Annotated in this window: 19 protein-coding genes and 1 pseudogene; 8 read left to right on the forward strand and 12 right to left on the reverse strand. The window is 63.2% G+C overall.

The features are described from left to right. Positions 1-7: 7 nt before the first annotated feature. The 5 genes from JQ574_RS25060 to JQ574_RS25080 are packed head-to-tail and all read right to left on the reverse strand — an operon-like array spanning position 8 to position 5,564. Positions 8-367 (reverse strand): hypothetical protein, encoded by a 360-nt coding sequence (locus JQ574_RS25060; RefSeq protein ID WP_212207104.1) that lies wholly within the window; start codon positions 365-367, stop codon positions 8-10. After that, entirely contained in the window at positions 364-2,892 is a 2,529-nt protein-coding gene (gene ctaD / locus JQ574_RS25065) for a cytochrome c oxidase subunit I (RefSeq protein WP_212207103.1), read from the reverse strand. Before ctaD ends, JQ574_RS25060 begins: the two co-directional genes overlap by 4 nt. Then, complete coding sequence (gene coxB / locus JQ574_RS25070; RefSeq protein ID WP_212207102.1) at positions 2,889-3,815, reverse strand: cytochrome c oxidase subunit II; 927 nt, start codon at positions 3,813-3,815, stop codon at positions 2,889-2,891. The genes ctaD and coxB overlap by 4 nt, the downstream gene beginning before the upstream one ends. Then, positions 3,812-4,924, reverse strand: coding sequence for a c-type cytochrome (locus JQ574_RS25075; RefSeq protein WP_212207101.1), 1,113 nt, complete (start codon positions 4,922-4,924; stop codon positions 3,812-3,814). Before JQ574_RS25075 ends, coxB begins: the two co-directional genes overlap by 4 nt. 1 nt (position 4,925) lies before the next feature. Beyond that, the gene (locus tag JQ574_RS25080) at positions 4,926-5,564 is read right to left on the reverse strand and encodes a cytochrome c oxidase assembly protein (RefSeq protein ID WP_283813772.1); all 639 of its coding nucleotides are present in this window, start codon (positions 5,562-5,564) and stop codon (positions 4,926-4,928) included. Between the two features lie 129 nt (positions 5,565-5,693). Between JQ574_RS25080 and JQ574_RS25085 the strand changes: the two genes are divergently transcribed. Further along, positions 5,694-7,139, forward strand: coding sequence for a DUF5107 domain-containing protein (locus tag JQ574_RS25085; RefSeq protein WP_212207099.1), 1,446 nt, complete (start codon positions 5,694-5,696; stop codon positions 7,137-7,139). A 15-nt stretch (positions 7,140-7,154) separates the two neighbouring features. On the opposite strand, the pseudogene JQ574_RS35565 reads toward JQ574_RS25085, so the two are convergent. Then, positions 7,155-7,406: pseudogene (locus tag JQ574_RS35565) on the reverse strand (DUF1330 domain-containing protein); the annotation flags it as partial. A gap of 177 nt (positions 7,407-7,583) precedes the next feature. Here JQ574_RS35565 and JQ574_RS25095 point away from each other — a divergent pair. Beyond that, positions 7,584-8,441 carry a 3-hydroxybutyryl-CoA dehydrogenase gene (locus tag JQ574_RS25095; RefSeq protein ID WP_212207098.1) on the forward strand — a complete coding sequence of 286 codons (858 nt, stop codon included), beginning with the start codon at positions 7,584-7,586 and terminating at the stop codon, positions 8,439-8,441. Between the two features lie 167 nt (positions 8,442-8,608). On the opposite strand, the gene JQ574_RS25100 is transcribed toward JQ574_RS25095, so the two are convergent. Beyond that, positions 8,609-9,094 carry an MmcB family DNA repair protein gene (locus JQ574_RS25100; protein WP_192736364.1) on the reverse strand — a complete coding sequence of 162 codons (486 nt, stop codon included), beginning with the start codon at positions 9,092-9,094 and terminating at the stop codon, positions 8,609-8,611. Positions 9,095-9,251: 157 nt separating this feature from the next. Between JQ574_RS25100 and JQ574_RS25105 the strand changes: the two genes are divergently transcribed. Next, the gene (locus JQ574_RS25105; protein ID WP_212207097.1) at positions 9,252-10,388 is read left to right on the forward strand and encodes a VWA domain-containing protein; all 1,137 of its coding nucleotides are present in this window, start codon (positions 9,252-9,254) and stop codon (positions 10,386-10,388) included. Between the two features lie 166 nt (positions 10,389-10,554). Then, the gene (locus tag JQ574_RS25110; protein WP_212207096.1) at positions 10,555-11,247 is read left to right on the forward strand and encodes an MBL fold metallo-hydrolase; all 693 of its coding nucleotides are present in this window, start codon (positions 10,555-10,557) and stop codon (positions 11,245-11,247) included. Between the two features lie 13 nt (positions 11,248-11,260). On the opposite strand, the gene JQ574_RS25115 is transcribed toward JQ574_RS25110, so the two are convergent. Both JQ574_RS25115 and JQ574_RS25120 read right to left on the reverse strand, forming a co-directional pair. Then, complete coding sequence (locus JQ574_RS25115; RefSeq protein WP_212207095.1) at positions 11,261-12,520, reverse strand: PHB depolymerase family esterase; 1,260 nt, start codon at positions 12,518-12,520, stop codon at positions 11,261-11,263. A gap of 118 nt (positions 12,521-12,638) precedes the next feature. After that, entirely contained in the window at positions 12,639-14,066 is a 1,428-nt protein-coding gene (locus JQ574_RS25120; RefSeq protein ID WP_212207094.1) for an MFS transporter, read from the reverse strand. A 164-nt stretch (positions 14,067-14,230) separates the two neighbouring features. Between JQ574_RS25120 and sthA the strand changes: the two genes are divergently transcribed. Both sthA and JQ574_RS25130 read left to right on the forward strand, forming a co-directional pair. Continuing rightward, positions 14,231-15,622 carry a Si-specific NAD(P)(+) transhydrogenase gene (sthA, locus tag JQ574_RS25125; RefSeq protein ID WP_212207093.1) on the forward strand — a complete coding sequence of 464 codons (1,392 nt, stop codon included), beginning with the start codon at positions 14,231-14,233 and terminating at the stop codon, positions 15,620-15,622. A 228-nt stretch (positions 15,623-15,850) separates the two neighbouring features. Then, positions 15,851-16,834 carry a formylglycine-generating enzyme family protein gene (locus JQ574_RS25130; RefSeq protein ID WP_212207092.1) on the forward strand — a complete coding sequence of 328 codons (984 nt, stop codon included), beginning with the start codon at positions 15,851-15,853 and terminating at the stop codon, positions 16,832-16,834. 216 nt (positions 16,835-17,050) lie between these two features. On the opposite strand, the gene trpS is transcribed toward JQ574_RS25130, so the two are convergent. Beyond that, the gene (gene trpS, locus JQ574_RS25135) at positions 17,051-18,076 is read right to left on the reverse strand and encodes a tryptophan--tRNA ligase (RefSeq protein ID WP_212207091.1); all 1,026 of its coding nucleotides are present in this window, start codon (positions 18,074-18,076) and stop codon (positions 17,051-17,053) included. Between the two features lie 204 nt (positions 18,077-18,280). Then, positions 18,281-18,988 (reverse strand): VOC family protein, encoded by a 708-nt coding sequence (locus JQ574_RS25140; RefSeq protein WP_212207090.1) that lies wholly within the window; start codon positions 18,986-18,988, stop codon positions 18,281-18,283. A 193-nt stretch (positions 18,989-19,181) separates the two neighbouring features. Between JQ574_RS25140 and JQ574_RS25145 the strand changes: the two genes are divergently transcribed. After that, the gene (locus tag JQ574_RS25145; protein WP_212207089.1) at positions 19,182-20,423 is read left to right on the forward strand and encodes an LLM class flavin-dependent oxidoreductase; all 1,242 of its coding nucleotides are present in this window, start codon (positions 19,182-19,184) and stop codon (positions 20,421-20,423) included. 359 nt (positions 20,424-20,782) lie between these two features. Further along, positions 20,783-22,156, forward strand: a complete 1,374-nt coding sequence (locus JQ574_RS25150) for a cytochrome P450 (RefSeq protein ID WP_212207088.1) — start codon at positions 20,783-20,785, stop codon at positions 22,154-22,156. Positions 22,157-22,260: 104 nt separating this feature from the next. Here the strand turns inward: JQ574_RS25150 and JQ574_RS25155 are convergent, their stop codons facing one another. Then, a complete protein-coding gene (locus tag JQ574_RS25155; protein ID WP_212207087.1) occupies positions 22,261-22,764 on the reverse strand; it encodes a cupin domain-containing protein in 504 nt (167 codons plus the stop codon). Positions 22,765-22,867: the final 103 nt, after the last annotated feature.

Genomic DNA, 22,867 nt, shown 5'->3' on the forward strand with positions numbered 1-22,867 from the left:
CGCCGACCTAGCCCCCTGCTGACGCGCAAACCGGCACCAAAGCAAGCGGAAGCGCGCTCCAGATCACGCCAATCGCGGACAGGAGCGCGAGCAGCAGCGTGGTCTTGCGGAGGAATGTTGCATCGGTTTGCTCCTCCGGCGCATCTTGCACGCGCCGTATTGAAACGGCGGCAAGCATCGCAAGGGCGCCAAGCGCCGCGATCGTAGCCGCCGCCCCCATCCACATCATCGCGCGACCAGAGCCGACCGGCGGCGTGCAGATCAGCGCCTCGGCGCCGTACAGCACAACAAGATGCAGGAACCACACGACTGGCCCAACCAGGAGCCACAGTAAATCTGCTAGAGACCGGGTTTGCGGCGCGCTCATGCGATCCTCGGAAAGCCGTGCACGAGCAGCAGGCCGAACAGGCCTTGCGCGACCGTGTAATGCCAAAGCAGCACGAGATTGTCGAAGACGACGCGGCGTCTGAGGTTGAGCATGCCGGCGAGGCTGCGCGCGATGGCGAAGCCCGCCATCACGACAAGCGTCAGCACGAGCTGGAATTGCAGGAACGACGCCATGTAGGCAAGCGCGCCATGTGCATCCGCGTCAGGGCGTAGCCCGGCTCGCCAATGCGACAGGACGTCGGCGCCGAGACTCCCGCCAAGCAACAGAACCGCAACGGCGATCGCGCCGATGAAGGCGACGCCGTTGCGTGACGGGAGAAAGCGACCCGCGAGGAGGATCAGGCCGCTGCTCGCGGCGAGCAGCGTCGCCGCGAGGATGGGCCACCATGACGGCGGCATTTGCCCCGGTTTCGGCCAGACCTGCGGCGAGACCGTCCAGAGGAAGAGATAGGAGAACACGAAAGACAGATAGAGCGATCCTGCGACTACCAGGAGCACGACCATCGCCCACCACGAATGCGAGCGCGGACCGCTGAGATAGGTCGAGACCTTGATGCCATGGCCGATCTCGGCCCGGGGCAACGGTGCTGGATCGCTGCTCCACATCCAGACCAGGATCATCAGAAGCGCGAGCGCACCGGAGACAAAGGCGAGCATCACGTATTTCACGGTGAGCAGCATGAAGAAGCCGGCCGTGAACACCGCGCCAAGCAGCGGCGGCCAGCCGTCACCGGGCAGGCGCTGCAGCGCTTCCGGTACGGCTTCGATCGGCGAGGTGATGATGGTTTCGCGCTGCCCCGTCACCGTGCCCGGCAGATAGTGGCGCCCCTCTTTCGATTGTTCCGACAGCCCCGGCTGATCCCATAACGGATCGCGGCTCGTCACCAGCGGAACGCTGCGCGGCCCGTAGACGTGGTTGTGCATCCATTCGAGCGAGGCGCCCTTCCACACGTCGCCGGCGGGATCTGATAGCGCCGGCCGCAGATTACGAACGAGATCGAGCAGGAAGACCAGCACGCCGGTCGCGAACAGAAATGCCCCGACGGTCGAGATCATGTTGAGCACGCCCCACTCCGCTACCGCCGGATAGGTGTAGACGCGGCGCGGCATGCCCATCAGCCCGGAGATGTGCATCGGAAAGAACGCGACGTTGAACCCGACGAACATCAGCGCGAACGTCACTTTCCCCAGGCGCTCCGAGAGCGGCCGACGGCTGAAGGCAGGCGCCCAGTAGTAGAAGGCGCCGAACAGCGGAAACACCATTCCGCCGACCAGCACGTAGTGGAAATGCGCGACCACGAAATAGGTGTCGTGAACCTGCCAGTCGAACGGCACCATCGCGACCATCACGCCGGTCAGCCCGCCGAGCGTGAAGATGAACAGAAATCCGAGCACGAACAGCGAGGGCGTCGCCAGTTGCATGCGGCCGGCTGCGATCGTCGCGATCCAGGCAAACACCTGAATGCCGCTCGGGATGGCGACCGCCATGCTGGCCGCCGAGAAGAAGCTCAGCGAAAGCGCCGGGATGCCCGTGGTGAACATATGATGCACCCACAGACCGAAGGAGAAAAAGCCGGTCGCGATCAGGGCGACGACGATCATGCGGTAGCCGACCAGCGGCGTGCGCGCCATCGTCGGCACGATCATCGACACCATGCCGGCGGCCGGAAGGAAGATGATGTAGACCTCCGGGTGGCCGAAGAACCAGAACAAATGCTGCCACAGCAGCGCGTCGCCGCCCTTCTGCGGCATGAAGAACGGCCAGCCGAACGCGCGCTCGAGTTCGAGCAGCATTGTTGCGAGTATCACGGCCGGAAACGCGAACGCGATCATCGCCGCGAAGATCAGCATGGTCCAGGCAAACATCGGCATGCGGTCAAGCGTCATGCCGGGCGCCCGCGTGCGCAGCACGCCGACGATCAGCTCGATCGCGCCTGCGATCGCGGAGATTTCGATGAATCCGATACCGAGCAGCCAGAAATCCGCACCCAGCCCGGGCGAATATTGCGCGCCGGTAAGCGGCGGATACATAAACCAGCCGCCCGACGGCGCGACATCGTAGAACAGCGTGCCGAAGAAGATCAGCCCGCCGACGAAGTAGGCCCAGAACGCAAACGCACTGAGGCGCGGAAACGGCAGATCGCGCGCGCCCAGCATTTGCGGCAGCAGCAGGATGCCCATCGCCTCGACCACCGGCACGGCGAACAGGAACATCATCACGGTGCCGTGCATCGTGAAGATCTGGTTGTAGGTCTCCGGCGACAGGAAGGTATTGCTCGGCACCGCGAGCTGAAGGCGCATCAGCAGCGCAAGGATTCCTGCCAGCAGGAAGAACAGGACCGCGGTACCAACGTAGAAATAGCCGACGACCGTGTTGTTGACCGCGGTGACGATCCGCCAGCCTTTCGGCCGTTCCCAGGCGGCCTCGAGCGCTTCCAGTTCCCCCTTGGGGCGCGGCAGCCTGTTCGGGTGGCCGGCGAGGCGCGCTTGTGAAGGCTCGCTCATCGCAGGCTCATGAGATAGCTGACCAGCGCGGTCTGCTCGGCGGGCGAGAAGATGCGAAATTCCGGCATGCGGTTACCCGGCTTGAGGTGCTGCCCGTCGCGAATGAAGCGCGCGACATTGTCGGCCGTGAGCGGCAACGTGTCGATGCCGACAGAGCCGCGCGCCGCCAGATGCGTCAGGTCCGGACCGATCGCACCCGCCGCGCCGGTGCCGCGCACCGCATGGCAAGTGCCGCAACCGGCCGCCATGAAAAGCGATTGGCCGCGCCGCTCCACGTCGGTTGAGGCGGCAGCCGACGGCCCGGCCTCGCGCACGAACCAGGCCTCGTATTCGTCGCGCGGCATGGCGATGACGTTGAAACCCATCAGCGCGTGCGGGCCGCCGCAATATTCCGCGCATTGCCCGCGATAGACACCGGCACGCTCGGCGGTGAGCCGCAGGCGCGTAATCCTGCCGGGCAGCATATCGACTTTGCCGCCGAGGCTTGGGACCCAGAAACTGTGGATCACGTCGGCCGCCTTGAGCGTGAAGTCGACCGGCTGTCCGACCGGAATTCGAATCTCATTGGCGCTCGTGGCCGGCGTTGGACCGTCGTAAACGACGCGCCACCACCATTGTTCGCCGGTCACCTCGATCCGCATGGCATCGTCTGTATGTCCGGTCTGGGCGCGCGTGAGCCAGACACCACAGAAGAGCAGGATCGTGAGCGTGACAACCGGCAAGGCAAGACCGAACACCATGATGGTGCGCTCGCGAGCGAGCGCCTCACGGATGTGCGGCGTGCCGCGTATGGCGAGCCAGATCGTAGCGATAACCAGCGCCAGGATGACCGCGCCGAATGCGAACAATACCCAGGCAAGCGTGGCGATTTGGCCGGCCTGTGGGCCGTGCGGCGCCAGCACGGACTGAAGGGTGCCGCTCATCGCCGAGCTCCGGCATGCGCATCGACCGAAGCGTAGTATGCCCCGACGTCCTCGATCTGCCGATCGCTCAGCGCGCGGGCGATCGGCGCCATGATGGTTTCGGTCGCGGTAGCCGGCGCGAGGCCGTTCTTCCAGAGACGCAAGCGATTGAGCAGGTAGGCGAGATTTTGCCCGGCAAGGCGAGGATAGGTTTTCAATGCCTCCTGGCCATGGCAGCCGGCGCAGGCCGGGACTAGCGCTGCCGGATCGCCATTCTCCGCGAGAGCGCGGCCACGCGCGATTGCCGATGCATCCGTTGGTCTTTCCAGGGCGGCCGGCGGTTGAAGCGCCGCGTAATAGTCAGCCACGCGCCTGAAATCGTCGCCGGCAAGGGCGCGCGCGACCGGCTGCATGATCCCGCTGGCGCGCTGCGCACTCGCGTAAGCCTCGAGCGACGCGACGATGAATTCCGCCGGCTGGCCGTGCAGGATCGGAACGAGAGCGCTTGCGGGCCTTGCGTCGCCGGCGCCATGGCAGCGCGCGCAGGCGCCGACCGCGGGAGCCGTCGTCTCGCTGGTCGCCAAACTCTGGCCGCTCTGCGGCGGCACCGCCAGGCCTCCAAGCGCGAGTTCACGGTATTGCGCGGCGTCGAGGCCCGGCAGCCGGCGCAGGAACGCGGCGAGCGCCCACACTTCGTCGTCGCGCTGCTGCACCGACCACGCCGGCATGCCGGTGTATTTGATGCCGTGCTTGATGATCCAGAACAGCTCACGGTCGCGCCACGGCCGCATGTTGGTCGCAAGATCGGGCGGCGGCGGCAGCATGGCCCGCGCGATCGGGCTGATCGGGACACCCGGAGCGCCATGACAATAGGCGCAGCCGCTGTGGAAATGCGCGGCTCCGAGCGTCACGAGATCGGCATTGCCGAGCGGCGGGACCTCGATGCCGATCGCGTGCGTCTTGACCGAATTGCGCATTGCGAACGTCAGCAACCATTCGGTCACCGCCCAGTGCCCGCGACTGGCCGCGACGCTGTAGAGACCCGACCACATGAACAGGAAACCAAGCAGCAACGCCGCCAACCCGGCCAACAGGATGAAGCGGATACGCAACTGCGGGGGGATGCGCATGCTAGCCGGCGGTTCGCTGGATCGGCGGCACCGCACGCGGCGGTTCGTCCGCGCCGATCAAATGAACCGTCATGACCACGGCCGCAACGAGATAGCTCAACGGACAGGCTGCGAGCATCAAGAGACCCGCGAGATGCTGGTCGTCAAGCCCGTGCGCGGCATGCGCTCCAGACCCGTAAAGCGCGCGCGGCGCGAACACCAGGAGCGCCGCGAGCAGGCAAAACAGCTTTGCGGTGAGCAGAAGGGCCGGAATGGCCTGCCAGCGGGAGGGACCGGACAACGAGAACAGCGACATCCAGAACGCCGTCGCGGCCAGCAACAGGGAGGCGTGCGATGCGATCATCGCACCCGGCACATGCGCGGCGACGTTCTGCACCACCGGCAAATGCCAGGCCCACAGCAGGGCGATCTGGGCAAAGGTCGCAGGCCACAGCAGGGATGCGCCCCGCAGGGCAACCTTCCACCGCGTAAGCCCGATCGCGGCCAGCAGGGGCGCGGCGACATTCATGACCAGGATATGTACCGCCATGTGTCGCGCGTGGGGACCAAATTCCATCAGGGCAGCGAGAACAGCGCCAACCCCGAGAACGCCAGCGCCGCTCGCGAGGAGAGCAAGGACCTGCGGAGATCGAGATTGCATGACCCCTCATGGCTGGAAAGCGCGGACCCAAAGCGACGCAACGAAGTCAACGGCGGAGGCATGAATTGGTTTCATGACAGATTGACCCGGGCCACGGTAGGATCGCCCGGTCAGTCGAAGGCGACGTCCATGGCAATTGGTATTCCCTCGCGTATCCGCCTCCGCTTCACGGCCGGAGTGGTTTCGGCGGTCTGCGCATTTCATGCCGCGCTTGCGGCGTCGGCGGCGCCGGACCAGGTGTCGCTCAGCGAACAGACGGTGCATTGGAGCACCGTCAAATATGCGACCGCCGGGGAGAACGGACTGGTCAAGGGCTCGGTCGACAAGAACACCATTATCGATCGCACATTCAGAACCCGCGTGCTCGAGAACCGCTATCTGAAGGTCGTGCTGCTGCCTGAATTCGGCGGGCGCATTCTTTCCATCATCTACAAGCCGACCGGCCACGAACAGCTGTATCGCACCGAAGTCGGCGTGCCCTACGGCATGGGCGAAGGCAATTTCTATTACGACTGGCTGATGGTCTATGGCGGCATCTTTCCGACGTTTCCGGATGCCGAGCACGGCAGGACATGGCTGAAGCCGTGGGATTTCAGGGTCGTGACAGAAGGCGCCGACGAAGTGACAGTGTCGATGTCGCTGACGGATAATTTCGAATATGCGGCGGCACCGGCGAAGTTCAGGAAGGGATCGAGCGGCATCGAAGCGACGTACCATGTGACACTGAAAGCCGATCGCGCCGCGGTCGATACGCGCCTGGTGCTGAAGAACCCGCACGACAAGGCGATCGACTACGAGTACTGGACCTGCACGACGCTGGCGCCGGGGTCGGATCCCAGCAACCCCAAAACCACGGGCGGTGCCGAGATCATCGCGCCGATCGCGGCCTACCGCACGCCCGCCTGGTCGAAGAATATAGCCGAGGGCGACGCGAATGCGGGCCCGGGCACCAGCCGATTCGAAAAACTGCGCCACTTCAGGAACTGGCCGACCATGGGCATCGCGTACGCGGCGCCGGATATGCAGGGCGGCAATTTCTGGGGCGTGATCAACCACGAGAACGAAGAAGGGATCATCCGCATCGCGGACAACACGATCACGCGCGGCCTGAAAATGTGGACGTGGGGATTTCCCTCGTTCACGAACGAGACCGACCAGCGCAAGGAGCCGAACCCGGCGCGGCCCTACATCGAATTATGGGCGGGGGTGTCGGACGAATTTTTCCACAGCGCCGAGTTTCCGGCGCGGAGCGAGGTGTCGATTCCGGAAACCTACAGCCCGACCGTCGGCATGAGCAACGTGACGCATGCCAATGCTAACATCCTGATCAATCTTTCCGCCGAAGCGTCCGGCGCCACCCTGCAGTTCTTCAGCATCGAGCCGGCAACGCCGCTGCGCATCGTCATGAAACGCGGCGAAACGGTGTTGTTCGACGATGTCGTGACGGCCGACCCGAAAAACGGTAATCGCCTTTTTGCGCCGATTCCGGCAGACAGCGACGCCGAACAGGTCCGGCTGACGATCGGGACCGCTGATGGCATGGAGCTGATCGCGGCCACCGCCAGGGTGAAGTGACGTAGGAGCCGAACTGCAGGCGTCCCGGATGCTTTTCAAGCCCTGATAGGTCGGACCGTTATAGAAAGCCTCCCAGGCGGCGACGGAGGGAAATTCCAGCAGCACAATCCGGCGCGGCTCCCAGTCCCCTTCGTAGACCTTGTGGGGGCCGCCGCGCGCCAGATATCTGGCGCCGGCCGCTTCCAGCGCCGGCTTCACGCCCGACATGAACGCCTGGTATTGCGTGGCGTCCCTGATTTCGACATCGAAGATCACGTAAGCAGGCATTCCATTTTACTCCCTGTTTCGCGGGCAGCTTAGCGGCGAGCGCAGCGGTTCGAAAGGCGTGCGGACCCATGTCCGCATTTGCCTGGTTTCGCCGGTTTTGCTACCGCCTGCCGTCTGCTAACGAGTACGGCAGGCGGCATCTTCAAGTGCCGGCGTTCAGCAATGGAGGCGCGAGCAATGATTGAAACAATTGGCATCATCGGGGCGGGTACGATGGGTAACGGCATCGCGCAGGTCTGCGCCGCGGCGGGGCTGAAGGTGACGATGATCGACATCTCGGATGCCGCAGTGGCGCGGGGGATGGCGACGCTGACCGGCAGCCTGGAGCGCCTCGTCAACAAGCAGAAGATGACCGATGCCGACCGGCAGGCCGCGTTGGCGCGCATCACCGCGACGACGGACAATTCAAAGCTTGCCAATTGCGACCTCGTGATCGAGGCGGCAACCGAGCGGGAGGATTTGAAAATCAAGATCCTCAAGGACCTTTGCGCGACGCTGAATCCGCGCGCGATCGTCGCGACCAACACTTCCTCAATTTCGATCACCAAACTCGCTGCCGCGACCGACCGTCCGGACCGTTTCATCGGCATGCACTTCTTCAACCCGGTGCCGCTGATGGCGCTGCTGGAGTTGATCCGCGGTTTGCAGACGTCCGACGACACCCACGCCCTGGCTGAAGAATTTGCAAAGCGGGTCGGCAAGGTGCCGATCACGGCGAAAAACAGCCCGGGCTTTGCGGTCAACCGCATCCTGTGCCCGATGATCAACGAGGCGATCTTTGCGCTGCAGGAAGGCATCGCGACCGCCGAGGACCTCGACGCCGGCATGAAGCTCGGCTGCAACCATCCGATCGGCCCGCTGGCGCTGGCCGACATGGTCGGCCTCGACACCATGCTGTCGGTCATGGAGGTATTCTATGAAGGCTTCAACGACCCGAAATACCGGCCCGCGCCGCTGCTGAAGGAAATGGTCGCCGCCGGCCATCTCGGCCGCAAGACCGGCAAGGGATTTTATGATTACGGCAAGTCCGCGTAGAGCGGAGCTTCCTTTTCTTACCTCGCCCCGCTCTTGCGGGGAGAGGTCGGATCGCATCGTAGATGCGATCCGGGTGAGGGGGTACAGGTCCTTCAGTTAGCACCGCCGTTACGGATAGAGCCCCTCACCCCAACCCTCTCCCCGCAAGAGCGGGGCGAGGTTCATCGCTAAAACTCCGAATGTCCCTGCGGATCGACCAGCCGGTTGATCCGTTGCGCCGCGGCCATCGCGAACCGCACCGTCATCAGTTTGCGGGTCGGCGCGGCCAGGCGATGCTCGGGCGCCTCGCAGTGCAGATGGGCGCCATAGGCATCGGCCACGATCAGGCCGGTGCCCTCAGGGAAAATCTCGCACGGCAGATCCTGCGTGAAGGCAAAGAACAGCCGGTCGCAATGCATCCGGTAGTCCTGCCATTTCTGGTCGGCGCGCAAATCCTCCACCGACGACTTGATCTCGACGATCCAGATCTCGCTTTTCTCGTTCAGCGCCACCAGATCGGCGCGCCGGCCGGACGGCAAGGGCAACTCACTGATGCAGGAAAAACCCAGTGTTCGCAGCATCCTGGCGGTGCCGCGCGCGATTGCGAGCGCGGTCTCCGACTGGCGGCGGTCCGGCGGCGGTACGAGGCTGACCTGGCGGGCGGGCGATTCCATGCTCCCCAGCCTATCCGATTCCGCGGCGGTCGCCATCCAGGCAGCGGCGCGGAATGCGCCGCAAATTCGTACCCAAGGCGCCTTGATTTGGGCCACACGCCACCGCGAAGCCGAGGGAACCTGGGTTCCGAGGGACGGAACACATGGAGGAGAAACCATGAAGCAACGCTTCAGGGCTCACGGCATCACGCTTCGCTCACTCGCATTCGCTCTCGCTACGCTACCTCTTTCCGCCGGACTGTCGCAGGCCATCGCCAAGCCCACGGTCGAAGTTGCGTTCGTTCTGGACACCACCGGCTCAATGGGCGGCCTGATCGAAGGCGCCAAGCGCAAGATCTGGTCGATCGCGACCGCGATCGTCGATTCCAATCCCGACGCCGAGATCCGTATGGGCCTCGTCGCCTACCGCGACATCGGCGATGACTACGTGACCAGGAAGGTCGAACTCACGCGCGACATCCAGGACCTCTACGCCAACCTCCTTGAGCTGAAGGCCCGTGGCGGCGGCGACTGGCCGGAAAGTGTCAACGAGGCGCTCGATGTCGCCGTCAACAAGATGCAATGGACCGACGGCGGCGATGTCAGGCGGATTGTGTTCCTGGTCGGCGACGCGCCGCCGCATATGGACTACGCGCAGGACACCAAATATCCGGTGACGCTGAAAGTGGCGAAGCAGAAGGACATCATCGTCAACGCGGTGCTCGCCGGCAACGCCGCCGACACCGAACGGGTGTGGCGCGACATCGCCCAGAACGGCAATGGCCGCTTCATTCCGATCCCGCAGGATGGCGGCCAGGTGGTCGTGGTCGAAACGCCTTACGACGAGGACATCATCATCCTGCAGCGCGAGATCAACGGCACCGTGATCCCCTATGGACCGCGCGCGATGCAGAAGCGCACCGAGGACAAGACTCTGCAATTGTCGAAGGTGGCAGCCGCAGCACCTTCGCAGGCCTCCGAGATGGCGAGCTTCATCAACAAGCGCTCCAAGGCGACGTCGGAAGCCGTCACCGGCGACGGCGATCTGGTCGCCGACGTTTCGGCCGGCCGCAGCAGCTTTTCCTCGATCAAGGAGGAAGACCTGCCGGACAATCTGCGCGCGATGAAGCCCGAGCAGCGCGTCGACGAAGTCAACAAGCAGATGAACCAGCGCAAGGCGCTCAACGAGAAACTCGGCGCCCTGGTGGCGAAGCGCGACAAATATGTCGCCGATGCGCGCGCCAAGGCACCGGCGAAGGCGTCATCGTTCGACCGCGTGGTCGAAGATACGCTGAAGGCGCAGATCAAGCGGTAAGGCCGGCACCATAACCCTTGGCGTGTCGTCGCGGCCTGGTGCCATCGCGCACCGGGCCGGGACGGCGGGCCTTGGGGCGGGATGCCGGCAACCGATTAGGCCCTGCCGAATCCTTTGGCCGAATCTTTTGCTTGGCGAGAGGCCAAAAATCGGCAATCTGCCGCCCATGACCCAGGAAAATCAGAACCAAAATCAGAACCAGAATGAAACTCCGCCGAAGGCCGGCGCGATGATCGTTCCGGTGACGCTGTTCGAGCAGAACTGCACCATCATCTGGCACGAACCTTCGAAGAAGGCCGTGGTGATCGACCCCGGCGGGGACGTGCCAAAAATCCAGGCCGCGATCCAGCAGACCGGCGTCACGGTCGAGAAGATCTGGCTGACCCACGGCCATATCGACCATGTCGGCGGTGCGGCCGAGTTGCGCGACGCGCTGGGCGTGAAGATCGAAGGGCCGCACATCGCCGACAAATATCTGCTCGACAATGTCGTATCGAGCGGCGAGCGTTTCGGCATGACCGGCGTGCGCAATTTCGGGCCCGACCGCTGGCTCGACGAGGGCGACCAGGTCTCGATCGGCGATCTCACCTTCAACATCCTGCACTGCCCCGGCCATTCTCCGGGCAGCGTGGTGTTCTACAACAAGGAATTGCGCTTCGCCCATGTCGGCGACGTCTTGTTCGCCGGTTCAGTCGGGCGCACCGACTTGCCCGGCGGCAGCCACGCCACGCTGATCAGTTCGATCAGGGAAAAGCTGCTGCCGCTCGGCGACGATGTCGGCTTCGTCTGCGGCCATGGCGCCGGCTCCAGCCTCGGCCAGGAGCGGATGACCAATCCGTTCCTCACCGGCGAGATGTGAGTCGCAATAACTGCTACTTCATTAGGCCCGCGGCGGTCAGCGCCCGCGTGATGACTTCGCCGACATCAATGCCGCGGCGGCGCGGAGACTGCGCCCGCTTGGCCTGGTGAACCCGCGTCGGGCGCGGCGACAACACCGTGGCCAGATCCGGTTCGGGTGCAGGCACCGGAACCGTCATCGCGATGACGCCGGCGCGTTCGCGCGAGATGCCCGTCGGGTCGACCGGAATGGCCTTGGAAACGGTCTTGGAAACGGCCTTTGAAGCCGCATGAGGCGCTGTCCTGGGTTGACGAATTTGGTCGGTCAGGCCGAAGAAATTCGCAATGTGATAGGACGACGAGATGCCTGCCTCGATCAGGAAGGCACCTTGCTCGCCATAACGCTCGTCATTGTCGGTCGCGCCAAGCGGCGTGCCATGGGCCATATCGGTGATGGTGTAGGATTCGACAACGGTCTCACCGTCGGCATTCCACCAGACCTGACGCGGATAGCCGTCGACGTCGCCCGTCGACATCGGCGCGAGCGGTAATTGATGCACATCGAGCCACTGCTTGACGATCTCATCGGCATTGCCCGGGCTCACCGTGCGATCGGCGCTGCCGTGCCACACCGACAATTTCGGCCACGGGCCTTTGTGCTTCGAGGCGTTGCGAACGAGGTCGCCCAATTCGGCCGCCGGGCGCGATGGTGACTGCATCATGCCGCTGAGCGCTTCACGCACATTGCCGGCAATGCCGTATGGAAGACCGGCGATGACGGCGCCGCCTGCGAACACGTCCGGATAGGTCGCGAGCATCACCGAGGTCATGGCGCCACCGGCGGAGAGCCCGGTCACATAGATGCGGCGTGAATCGACGTTGTGATCGCCGACCATCCGCGCGATCATTTGCCGGATCGACCCGGCTTCGCCGCCGTCGCGCGCAATGTCTTCCGGATTGAACCAGTTGAAACAGGTGTTGCCGTTGTTCGATGCCTGTTGTTCGGGCATCAACAATGCAAAGCCGTAGCGTTCCGCAACTGTCGACCAGCCGGCACCACGATCGTAGCCGGCCGCGGTCTGGCCGCAGCCATGCAGTACGACGACCAGCGCTGGCGCGCGCGGAAGGTGCTCAGGTACGAATGAGAACATCCGGAGCGCGCCCGGATTCGAGCCGAAATCGTTAATTTCGACCAGGGGGCTGTGCACAATGCTCCGGCCATACCCCGGCAAGCCATTAAAGGCACTCAGCTTGGGAAGATGGCGGAGAAACTCGACGTTCTTGATAAGGGACAACTGGCAGCTCCTGGAGGTGATCATCCATACAACGTCACCTCAACCAGATAGTTGCTGCAGTGCAAAATAAAAAGGCGGTGCACTGTCATTCCCCAAATTTGAATTTTCGTTATCGACGTTAATTTGCCATCCCATAGTCGCGCCGCATCCATGTCAGGAATGCGGCACATGCCATGATCGACAAAGCGAACAGCGCGCACGCGGCCAGCAGCGCTAGGCGCGCCGCGCCTGCCGCTTCAATCGCAAAGTACACCGCGCCGATGGCAGCAACGCCCGCGGCATTGGCGATCTGCGCCATGGTGCCGTACATGCCGGAGCCCGCGCCGGCGCTCGAAGGTTTTACGGTCGAGAGCACCGCGCTCGACAACGGCGCCATCACCAATCCCTGGCCGTAGCCGAAGATCGTCAGCACCAACGCCAACACAATAGCGGAAGGCGCGCTGACCCATTCGATCACGGCCACCAGCGTAGCAAGGCCCGCGAGTTGCACCGCGCAGCCTTCGATCAGTACCCGCGTGCCGCGATGCCTTGCGCGCACACCGCTGTGGCGCGAAGCGATCACAAAGGTCAGCGCCAGCGGGATGAAGACGAGCCCGGCCTGCAGCGGCGGAATATGCAACGAATTCTGCATGAACATGGTCATGACCAGATAGAACGACAGATTGGCAAAGAAGAAAAGGAACACCGCCGCCAGCCCGCGCATGAACGCAACATCCGACAACAGCGAAAGATCGATCAGCGGCATGCCGCCGGTTCGCGCGACGGCGCGTTCGAGCCGTGGGAATGCGGCGATGATGGCGGCACCCGCCGCCATCACCAGCCACACCCATGGCGACCAGTGCAGATCATGGCCGAACAGCAGCGGACCGATCAGGCACAGCAAGCCCGCGAACAGCACGATCGCACCGGGAATATCCAGCCGCGTGCCGGCGCGGCGTGGCGCCACCGGCATCAGCTTCACAGCGGCGGCAATGATGACGGCGCCGAACGGTACGTTGACGAAGAACACCGCACGCCAGCCGAGGCCGGCGAGATCTGATGTCACCAGAATGCCGCCGAGCAGAAAACCGGCAGCTCCCGCCAGCCCCAGCACGATGCCGTAGACGGCAAAGGCGCGGTCGCGCGAGCTGTCGGCAAACAATAGATGAATGGTCGCAAGCACCTGCGGCACCATCAGCGCCGCGGTGGCGCCCTGCGCCAACCGCGCCAGGATGAGTTCGGGGCCAGATTGCGCCAGCCCGCACCACAGCGAGGTGACGGTGAAGCCGAACACGCCTGATATGAACACGTTGCGCGTGCCGTGGATGTCGCCAAGCCGGCCGCCGGTAACCACCAGAGTGGCATAGGCGATCAGATAGACCGCGATCACGGCCTCGATCTGCGCTGCGCTCGCCTGCAGTTCGGCCGCCATGGTCGGGATCGCGACGTTGACGATGAAGGCGTCGACCCCGAACATGAATTGGGCGGAGACCACGATCGCGAGCACCCACCAGCGGCGCGAGGAATCGACGGAGTTATCGAAGGAGTTTGTGACGATCTGATGCATCGACGGCGGCCTTGTCCGAAATCTGTTGCACGCATCCGTTACAGCTTTCGGTCATGCGAGCGATTACCCCGGAGGTAAGCGTCCGGCGAATTTGGCCCGATTGCTGCATGGCGATCGGGCTTCCTGCAGCTTTTTCAGGCGCTTGCGCGTTCGGGACGGCCTAGATGTACGACTATGACATGCTGGTGATCGGATCCGGCCCTTCCGGGCGCCGCGCCGCCGTGCAATTCGCCAAGCTCGGCAAATCGGTTCTGGTGGTAGAAAAAGGCCGCCGGGTCGGCGGCGTTTCCGTCCATACCGGCACCATCCCCTCCAAAACCCTGCGCGAGACCGTGCTCAATTTGTCCGGCTGGCGCGAGCGCGGCTTTTACGGTCGCTCCTACCGGGTCAAACAGGACATCGCCGCCCAGGACCTGATCGTGCGGCTGCAGAAGACGCTCGATCACGAGGTCGAGGTGCTCGAACATCAGTTCAGCCGCAATCTGGTGCGGACCGCCGCCGGCGAAGGCCGCTTTGTCGGGCCGCACCAGATCGAGATAACAGCCACGAACGGCGAAGCCAAAACCGTGTCCGCCGCCCACATCCTGATCGCCTGCGGCACGCGGCCGTTTCGCCCCGATTACGTGCCGTTCGACAGCAAGACGGTGTTCGATTCGGACGAGATCATCGACCTGCCTAAGCTGCCGCGCAGCCTCACTGTGATCGGCGCCGGCGTGATCGGGGTCGAATACGCCACGATCTTCTCCGCGCTCGACGTCGCCGTGACCTTGATCGAACCACGGCCGACGTTTCTCGATTTCATCGACAAGGAACTGATCGAGGAATTCATGCACGAATTGCGCGACCGCAACGTCGCGTTGCGGCTCGGCTCGGCGGTGAATTCGATCGAGCGCCACGCCGGCGGCGGCATCCAGACCAAGCTCGCCGATGGCCGCGTCGTGATGTCGGAGATGCTGCTGTTCGCGGCGGGACGCGTCGGCGCCACCGACCGGCTCAATCTCGGCTCGGCCGGGATCGAGGTCGATCATCGCGGCCGCATCACGGTCGATCCTTTGACGCTGCAAACCTGCGTGCCGCATATCTACGCCGCCGGCGATGTGATCGGATTTCCGAGCCTGGCCTCGACCTCGATGGAGCAGGGCCGGGTCGCAGCCTGCCATGCGCTCGGCATGGAGCCATTGGCGCCGCCGGAATTCTTCCCCTACGGCATCTATTCGGTGCCGGAGATTTCGACCACCGGGCTGACGGAAGAAGAGGTGCGGACGCGCGGCATCCCCTATGAGGTCGGCGTCGCGCGCTTTCGCGAGACATCGCGCGGCCACATCATGGGGCTGAACAGCGGCATGATGAAGATGATCTTCTCGACCAAGACCCGCCGCCTGCTCGGCGTGCACATCCTCGGCGAAGGCGCCACCGAGCTGATCCATATCGGCCAGGCCGTGCTCAACCTCAAAGGCACGATCGATTATTTCATCCAGAACACGTTTAACTACCCGACGCTGGCGGAGGCGTACAAGATCGCCGGGCTCGATGCGTGGAACAGGATGACAAGGTAGATACGAAGCACTCTCCTCGTCATTGCGAGGAGCGAAGCGACGAAGCAATCCATTCTTTCTTTGTGCGGCGCGATGGATTGCTTCGCTACGCTCGCAATGACGGTCGTGGCTCCTTCCGTCATCGCCTCATTTACCTCACACGTGCTCGGCGAGCTCATTTCCGCATGAACGCGAATCCCTTTGTGCGCGACCAAGCAGCGACGCTGCCGTTTCGCCAAGGGATAATCCATGAAATTCGCATCGAAGCTGCTCTTTCCATTGATGGCCGGGGCGCTGGTCGTTTCATTCACCGACGACGCATCGGCAACCAAGCCGTGGCCGCCGGGCGTAGGGACGCCGGTCCCGATTACCGAAGAGGGCCAAACCCCGCCGCCGCGCGCGCCACGGCAGATCTTTCCGGAAAAGCGCGTCCAGCCGCTGACGCCCGAGATCGAAGCGTCGCTGCTGCCAAAGGACAGTTTTAGGGAATGCGACGTATGCCCCGAGATGGTGGTGGTGCCGAAGGGCTCGTTCTTGATGGGTACGCCCGCCGATGAACCGGACCGCTTCAAGGGCGAGGATCCGATTCATCGCGTCAGTTTTGCAAAGCCATTCGCGGTCGGCCGCTTCACCATTTCGTTCGACGAATGGGACGCCTGTCTCGCCGACGGCGGCTGCGGCCGCGACAAGGGCGACGACAAGGGTTTTGGCCGCGGCCGCATGCCGGCGCAGGGAATCAACTTCATCGCCGCGAAATCCTATCTGGCTTGGCTGTCGAAGAAAGTCGGCCGCACCTACCGGCTGCCGAGCGAATCCGAGCGCGAATATTTCACCCGCGCCGGCACCTCGACGCCGTTCTGGTTCGGCAACACCATCACCGCACAGGATGCCAATTACAAGGCATCGATCCCCTATGACGCCGGGCCGCGCGGAGCGGACAGCAAGGGGCCCGTGGTGGTGGATTCCTATCCGCCCAACCCGTTCGGCCTGTATCAGGTGCACGGCAACGTGTTCGAATGGACCGAGGACTGCTTCAACAAGCGTTACAACGAAGACACCCCGGTCGACGGCTCACCCTGGCTCGAAGGCAATTGCGAGCGGCGCATGCTGCGCGGCGGCACCTGGGACTGGATGGCCAACATGGTTCGCGCGGGATACCGCGAAAACGGCATCGTGAACGGCGGCGGCTACAGCTTTCGCGTGGTGCGATCGCTGAACGTGCCGGTGCAGTAAGGCAAGGAGCGGCCATGAAATAACAGGCGACGCCGCTGAGTACGGCGCCGCCTGCGGGGCAACTCATTCATTGGAAGCAAGACCCCGGCTCGACCGCCACAGAAGGACCGGGACCTTCGCGTTCTATTCTGGAATGCTGCCGACAGACCTAATCAAAGTTCCTTAAGCCTTGGTGCACCGGGTTCCGTAGAAATACGATGACTCAGGCAGCCGATCTCATCTTGTCCCGGCTAACGAAAACAAGCCCAAACCATCGCGCAATTCATCGAAGGTGGATTGAGTTATCGCGCGCGCCCTAGACGTGCCGGAACGCAACACATCGAGCACGTAGCCGAGATCATTGGACACAGCCTGGCGACGTTCGCGGATCGGCTTCAGCAGCTCTTGCAATACGTCTTCAAGGCGGCGCTTGACCGTCACGTCGCCGAGCCCCCCGCGTCGATACCGCGCTTTCAGTTCATCAACGGAGGCGTGGTCGGTGTCGAACGCATCAAGGTATGCAAAGACAACATTGCCTTCAACGACCCCGGGATCGGATGCGCGCAAGTGATTCGGGTCCGTGTACATGCGATTTACAAAAGCTCTGATCTCGTTGGGCGAGGCTGAAAGCGAAATCGCATTCCCCTGGGATTTGCTCATTTTCGTTTTTCCATCGGCGCCGGGAAGTCGTCCCGTTGACGGAATGAGCGCCTTTGCCACCACCAACAGCTCACGCCCGACCTGCCGGTTGATCCGGCGAACGATTTCATTCGTCTGTTCGATCATCGGAGCTTGATCCAACCCCACCGGCACGACCGTCGCCTTGAATGCCGTGATGTCTGCGGCCTGCGCCACCGGATAGCACAGGAAGCCCGCCGGAATGTCCCGCTCAAAGCCCCGCATCTGAATTTCATCCTTGATCGTCGGATTGCGCTCCAACCGGGCCACGGAAACAAAATTGAGATACAGCTGGGCAAGTTCGGCAAGCGCGGGCAATGCGGATTGCACGCAAATTGTCGTTTCGTCCGGATCGATGCCGACGGCAAGGTAATCGAGGGCCACCTCCAATACGTTGCTGCGCACTTTTTCGGGATCGTCGATATTGTCCGTCAACGCTTGTGCATCGGCCAGCAAGACAAACTGCCGATGCGTGCGCTGAAGCGCAACCCGATTTCTCAAGGAGCCCGCATAGTGGCCAAGGTGAAGGGGACCGGTGGTGCGATCACCGGTGAGAATGATTGGTCGCACAGTCTCGATAAGCATATGGCTTCTCCTGAATGGAGCCGCCGCGATTGGAGACTTGCCGGAAGACGACCTTGGCTCACCCGATCACGGCGGCGAAGGTCGTTGAAAAAATAACGCCGTGCCGCTCCCTAGAAGGAGCGCCACCAAAGTGCCTTGAGCTGAATGCATTTGGACGTCATTTGCCGAGGATGCCATCGATGCCGACGTCCGGCAAGACGATATCTATTCATTTATGGGCTCCAGCGACCCGGTAAGCGACGCGCGCTGCGACAGCTCGATCCAATTGCCGTCGGGATCGCGGACCATCGATATCCGCGCCGTGGTCCCGAGCGTCACCGGCGCGCGGGCTTCGCGGCCGCCATGGGCCAGCACGTGAGCGTGCTCGCGATCGACCTCGAACACCTGGAGCGTGATGTAGCGCCAGCCCTTGCCTTCGAAGGCCGCATCATGCGGCGCGTCGGCCGCGGACTCGACGATCAGCACCGTATCGCCCGCCAGAAACGTCAGAACACCATCGGCACCAGCAGGCTCGCCTGACGGCAGTCCCAACGCTTCGGTGTAGAAACGGCGATGCGCCTCAACGTCGCGCACGCCGAGGCGAATGCCGATGCGCTCGATGCCGTACATGCCGCGTGGCACCAGCACGACACGGTTGCCTTCGGGATCGGCCATCGGCTGCGGCGCGGTCAGGCCATCACGTGCGATCAGCAGCTCACGATAGCCCGACGGCGGATTGTCCGGCAGCGGTTCATAGACCTGATTGATCTTCAGGACCGAGCCGCAGAGATCGTGGCGATGCTGCTTGTAGCCGCGGCGGATCGGCTGCGTGTAATCGAACGGCAGCCCGATCTCGTTCTGCCAGAAGGCGAGCGCGGCCGGAGCGTGATTGGTGGCAAAGCCGATATCGATGCGGGGTTTCGCCAGATTCATTGGATGAGACCGTGATTCATGATGATCCCTGCGGCAAGCAGGAATCCTGATAATTCCGGCCGACGGTATGTCAGCCAAACTTGCGCGACAACCATGCGCCAGCGGCGGGCTTGGAGGATTGCCTTGCCCTGCCCCACCCCGTAGTTTGGACCTGAGCAATTTCAAAGAACAATAAATCCGGAGAGAAAACCCCATGGCGCGTCTCAAATTCGGAGCCTTTCTCGCCCCGCATCATCCGATCGGCGAGAATCCGCTGCTGCAATTCCGCCGCGACCTTGATTTCGTCGAGCAGATCGACGCGCTCGGCTTCGACGAGTTCTGGTGCGGCGAGCACCATTCCTCGGGCTGGGAGATGATCGCCTCGCCGGAAATGTTCCTGGCTGCCGCCGGCGAGCGCACCAAGCGCATCAAGCTCGGCACCGGCGTGGTGTCGCTACCCTATCACCATCCCTACAATGTCGCGCAGCGCATGGTGCAGCTCGACTGGATGACCGGCGGCCGTGCCATCTTCGGCTCCGGTCCGGGCGCGCTGGCCTCCGATGCGCATACGCACGGCATCGATCCGATGACGCAGCGCGACCGCCAGGACGAAGCGATCGCGGTCATCCGCCGGCTGTTCAAAGGCGAGCGCGTCACCGCCAAGAGCGACTGGTTTCAGATGAACGACGCCGCGCTGCAATTGCTGCCGCTTCAGGAAGAGATGCCGTTCGTGGTGGCGTCGCAGATTTCGCCTTCGGGCATGACGCTGGCGGGCAAATACGGCATCGGCATCATCTCGCTGGGTTCGATGTCGACGCAGGGCCTGATGGCGCTGCCGACGCAATGGGGCTTTGCCGAGGACGCCGCCAAGAAGGCCGGCACCACCGTAAGCCGCGCCGACTGGCGCGTACTCTTGAGCTGGCACATCGCCGAGACCCGCGAACAAGCCTATCGCGAGGCCGGCCAGGGGCTGATGAAGTGGCACAACGAATATAATGTCGGCACACTGCAGCGGCCGGGCCTCGAGCCGTTCAAGTCACCCGAGGACGCGCTTGAGAAAACCGCGGGCGGCGAAGCCGCCGCTTCCACCATCGGCACGCCTGACGATTTGATCAAGACCATCAAGAACCTGATGGCCGTCTCCGGCGGCGTCGGCACCATCGTCGGCTTCGTGCATGACTGGGCCAATCCGGAAAACACCCGCCGCAGCTGGGACATGGTGGCGCGCTACGTGATCCCGGAGATCAACGGCTACGTCAAGGGACTGCGCGAGTCGCAGAAATTCCTGGTCGAGAACCGCGCGGTGTTCGAGCGCGCGGGGCAAGCCGTGATGGCCAAGATCATGGAAAACGACAAGGCCGCCGCGGCGCTTGCGGTCACCGGCCCCGGCCGGGTCGCGATCCCCACCATCAATGCGCCGGACCTGCAAAAGGAAGCCGCCAAGCGCAAGGCGTAATCCTTAGCGTATTATTCTCGCCGTCATTGCGAGGAGCGCAAGCGACGAAGCAATCTATTATTTCTCCGAGTTGAGAGATGGATTGCTTCGCGGAGCCTGTCATCGGGCGCGCATTCGCGCGACCCGGTGGCTCGCAATGGCGAGGTTGGCAGCGGCCGCCCCAGGAAGCGCTACTTCGCGCAAGCCATCATCGATGTCCCCGTCGAAAGGCGGCCTGCGGCTTTGTGGCGCGGCTTGGATGAACCGGCGCGCGGCCGGAGCTATTGGCTTTGCACCGACGCAACAAAGCGTTATTTTCCTCACCTTGGTTGTGTCGATGATCCCACATAATGGGCCAGTGCCGAACCGGAGCAATTGCCATGTCGATGCAGCATGTGGCTTCCCCCGTGCTTCCCTTCACACCGCCGAAGCGTAATTCACTCAAGCACATACCTGGCGACGAGGGCTGGCCGGTGATCGGCAAGACGCTGGAGGTGCTCGCCGACCCCAAGGGACAGGTCGAGCGGATGCATGCCAAATATGGCCCGGTCTATCGCAGCCACGTGTTCGGCGAGACCAGCATCAACCTGCTCGGCCCCGAGGCCAACGAACTGTTGCTGTTCGACAAGGACAAGCAATTTTCCTCCACCCATGGCTGGGGTCCGATCCTGGGCCGGCTGTTTCCGCGCGGGCTGATGCTGCTGGACTTCGAGGAACATCGCTTGCACCGCCGTGCGCTGTCGGTTGCGTTCAAGTCGGGACCGATGAAATCCTACCTCACGGATCTCGACCGCGGCATTGCCGTGCGCGTCAAGCAGTGGAAGGCGCAACCCGGCGAGATGCTGGTGTATCCCGCGATGAAGCAGCTCACGCTCGATCTGGCGGCAACATCGTTTCTCGGCGCCGAGATCGGTCCCGAGGTGGACGAGATCACGCGCGCCTTCGTCGACATGGTGGCCGCGGCCGTCGCGCCGATCCGGCGCCCGCTGCCGTTCACGCAGATGGGCCGCGGCGTCGCGGGGCGCAAGCGGATCGTCGCCTATTTCTCCGAGCAGATTCCGATCCGCCGAGCGCGGGGCGGCGACGATTTGTTCTCGCAGCTTTGCCACGCCACCCATGAGGACGGCGCACTGCTGTCGACCCAGGATATCATCGATCATATGAGTTTCCTGATGATGGCGGCGCATGACACGCTGACGTCGTCGTTGACGTCCTTCGTCGGCGAGCTTGCCGCGCATCCGGAATGGCAGGCGCGGCTGCGCGAGGAAGTCAAAGGGCTCGGCATCGAGGCCAACGACCCCTCCAGCATCGACAATCTCGAGAAAATGCCGCTGAGCGAGATGGCGTTCAAGGAGGCGTTGCGGAAGAAGCCGCCGGTGCCCTCGATGCCGCGCCGCGCGGTCCGCGATTTCACCTTCAAGGGCTATGCGATTCCGGCCGGCACCCTGGTCGGCGTCAATCCGCTGTTCACCCATCACATGGCGGATATCTGGCCCGATCCGGACAAATTCGATCCGATGCGTTTCACCGACGAAGCGCAGCGTGATCGCCATCGCTTCGCCTGGGTGCCGTTCGGCGGCGGCGCACATATGTGCCTCGGGCTGCATTTTGCCTATATGCAGGCGAAATGCTTTGCACGGCATTTCCTGCAAAATCTCAGCGTCTCGCTGGAGCCCGGCTACAAGCCGGACTGGCAGATGTGGCCGATTCCCAAACCGCGGGATGGATTGAAGGTCGTGCTGAAGGCGGTGTGAGGCTTCGCCTGCTGTCATTGCCGGGCTTGCGGCAATCCATCAATCTTGGGGTGATTCTTTTTAGATGGATGCGCGGGTCAAGCCCGCGCATGACAAGTCGATTTCTACTCCACAAACGTCGTGAGCTGCGCGCCTTCGTCGGCCACAAACACCGCGATCAATTCCGCCGGCTCCGTCATGCTGGCATTGGCCGAGACCAGGTGCACGGCACCGGGCGGCTCGAAGAACGACTGGCCCACCTTGAACGTCTCGACCACGCCGCCGGCGAGCTGCGAGCGGATTTCGCCCTTGGTGACATAGGCGGTGACGGAGCCCGCATGCCGGTGCGCGCGGGTGAACCCGCCGGGCCCGTAGAACACGCGCACGATCGTCACCCTCTTGCCCGGCACGTTCGGCAGCGCGTACGAGCCGATCGGCTCGACAGTATCGAGCGTTGAGCCCGAAGGCGCGCTGCTGGCACATAGCGGCTCGATGATCGCCGAGATCGCATCCATCGTGGATGGCAGCGTCTTTCCGATCACGAAGGCACAGGCGAGACCAGCGATCACGGCGAGATAAAACGGCCGCCCCTGCGGGCTGGCGGGTGACAAACCAAGTGTTGCAGACATTTGCTTTCTCCCTTTTATTTATTCGACCGTCATTGCGAGGAGCGTAGCGACGAAGCAATCCATACTCGCCTTGCCGCACGATGGATTGCTTCGCTGCGCTCGC

Origin of the sequence: Bradyrhizobium sp. AUGA SZCCT0158 (assembly GCF_018130065.1) — a bacterium.
In the GTDB taxonomy this organism is placed as follows: Bacteria; Pseudomonadota; Alphaproteobacteria; order Rhizobiales; family Xanthobacteraceae; genus Bradyrhizobium.

Excerpts from the sequence above, each read along its gene's own strand:
- JQ574_RS25060 (WP_212207104.1), bottom strand. The coding sequence starts at position 367 with ATGAGCGCGCCGCAAACCCGGTCTCTAGCAGATTTACTGTGGCTCCTG.
- ctaD (WP_212207103.1), bottom strand. The coding sequence starts at position 2,892 with ATGAGCGAGCCTTCACAAGCGCGCCTCGCCGGCCACCCGAACAGGCTG.
- coxB (WP_212207102.1), bottom strand. The coding sequence starts at position 3,815 with ATGAGCGGCACCCTTCAGTCCGTGCTGGCGCCGCACGGCCCACAGGCC.
- JQ574_RS25075 (WP_212207101.1), bottom strand. The coding sequence starts at position 4,924 with ATGCGCATCCCCCCGCAGTTGCGTATCCGCTTCATCCTGTTGGCCGGG.
- JQ574_RS25080 (WP_283813772.1), bottom strand. The coding sequence starts at position 5,564 with ATGCAATCTCGATCTCCGCAGGTCCTTGCTCTCCTCGCGAGCGGCGCT.
- JQ574_RS25085 (WP_212207099.1), top strand. The coding sequence starts at position 5,694 with ATGGCAATTGGTATTCCCTCGCGTATCCGCCTCCGCTTCACGGCCGGA.
- JQ574_RS25095 (WP_212207098.1), top strand. The coding sequence starts at position 7,584 with ATGATTGAAACAATTGGCATCATCGGGGCGGGTACGATGGGTAACGGC.
- JQ574_RS25100 (WP_192736364.1), bottom strand. The coding sequence starts at position 9,094 with ATGGAATCGCCCGCCCGCCAGGTCAGCCTCGTACCGCCGCCGGACCGC.
- JQ574_RS25105 (WP_212207097.1), top strand. The coding sequence starts at position 9,252 with ATGAAGCAACGCTTCAGGGCTCACGGCATCACGCTTCGCTCACTCGCA.
- JQ574_RS25110 (WP_212207096.1), top strand. The coding sequence starts at position 10,555 with ATGACCCAGGAAAATCAGAACCAAAATCAGAACCAGAATGAAACTCCG.
- JQ574_RS25120 (WP_212207094.1), bottom strand. The coding sequence starts at position 14,066 with ATGCATCAGATCGTCACAAACTCCTTCGATAACTCCGTCGATTCCTCG.
- sthA (WP_212207093.1), top strand. The coding sequence starts at position 14,231 with ATGTACGACTATGACATGCTGGTGATCGGATCCGGCCCTTCCGGGCGC.
- JQ574_RS25130 (WP_212207092.1), top strand. The coding sequence starts at position 15,851 with ATGAAATTCGCATCGAAGCTGCTCTTTCCATTGATGGCCGGGGCGCTG.
- trpS (WP_212207091.1), bottom strand. The coding sequence starts at position 18,076 with ATGCTTATCGAGACTGTGCGACCAATCATTCTCACCGGTGATCGCACC.
- JQ574_RS25140 (WP_212207090.1), bottom strand. The coding sequence starts at position 18,988 with ATGAATCTGGCGAAACCCCGCATCGATATCGGCTTTGCCACCAATCAC.
- JQ574_RS25145 (WP_212207089.1), top strand. The coding sequence starts at position 19,182 with ATGGCGCGTCTCAAATTCGGAGCCTTTCTCGCCCCGCATCATCCGATC.
- JQ574_RS25150 (WP_212207088.1), top strand. The coding sequence starts at position 20,783 with ATGTCGATGCAGCATGTGGCTTCCCCCGTGCTTCCCTTCACACCGCCG.
- JQ574_RS25155 (WP_212207087.1), bottom strand. The coding sequence starts at position 22,764 with ATGTCTGCAACACTTGGTTTGTCACCCGCCAGCCCGCAGGGGCGGCCG.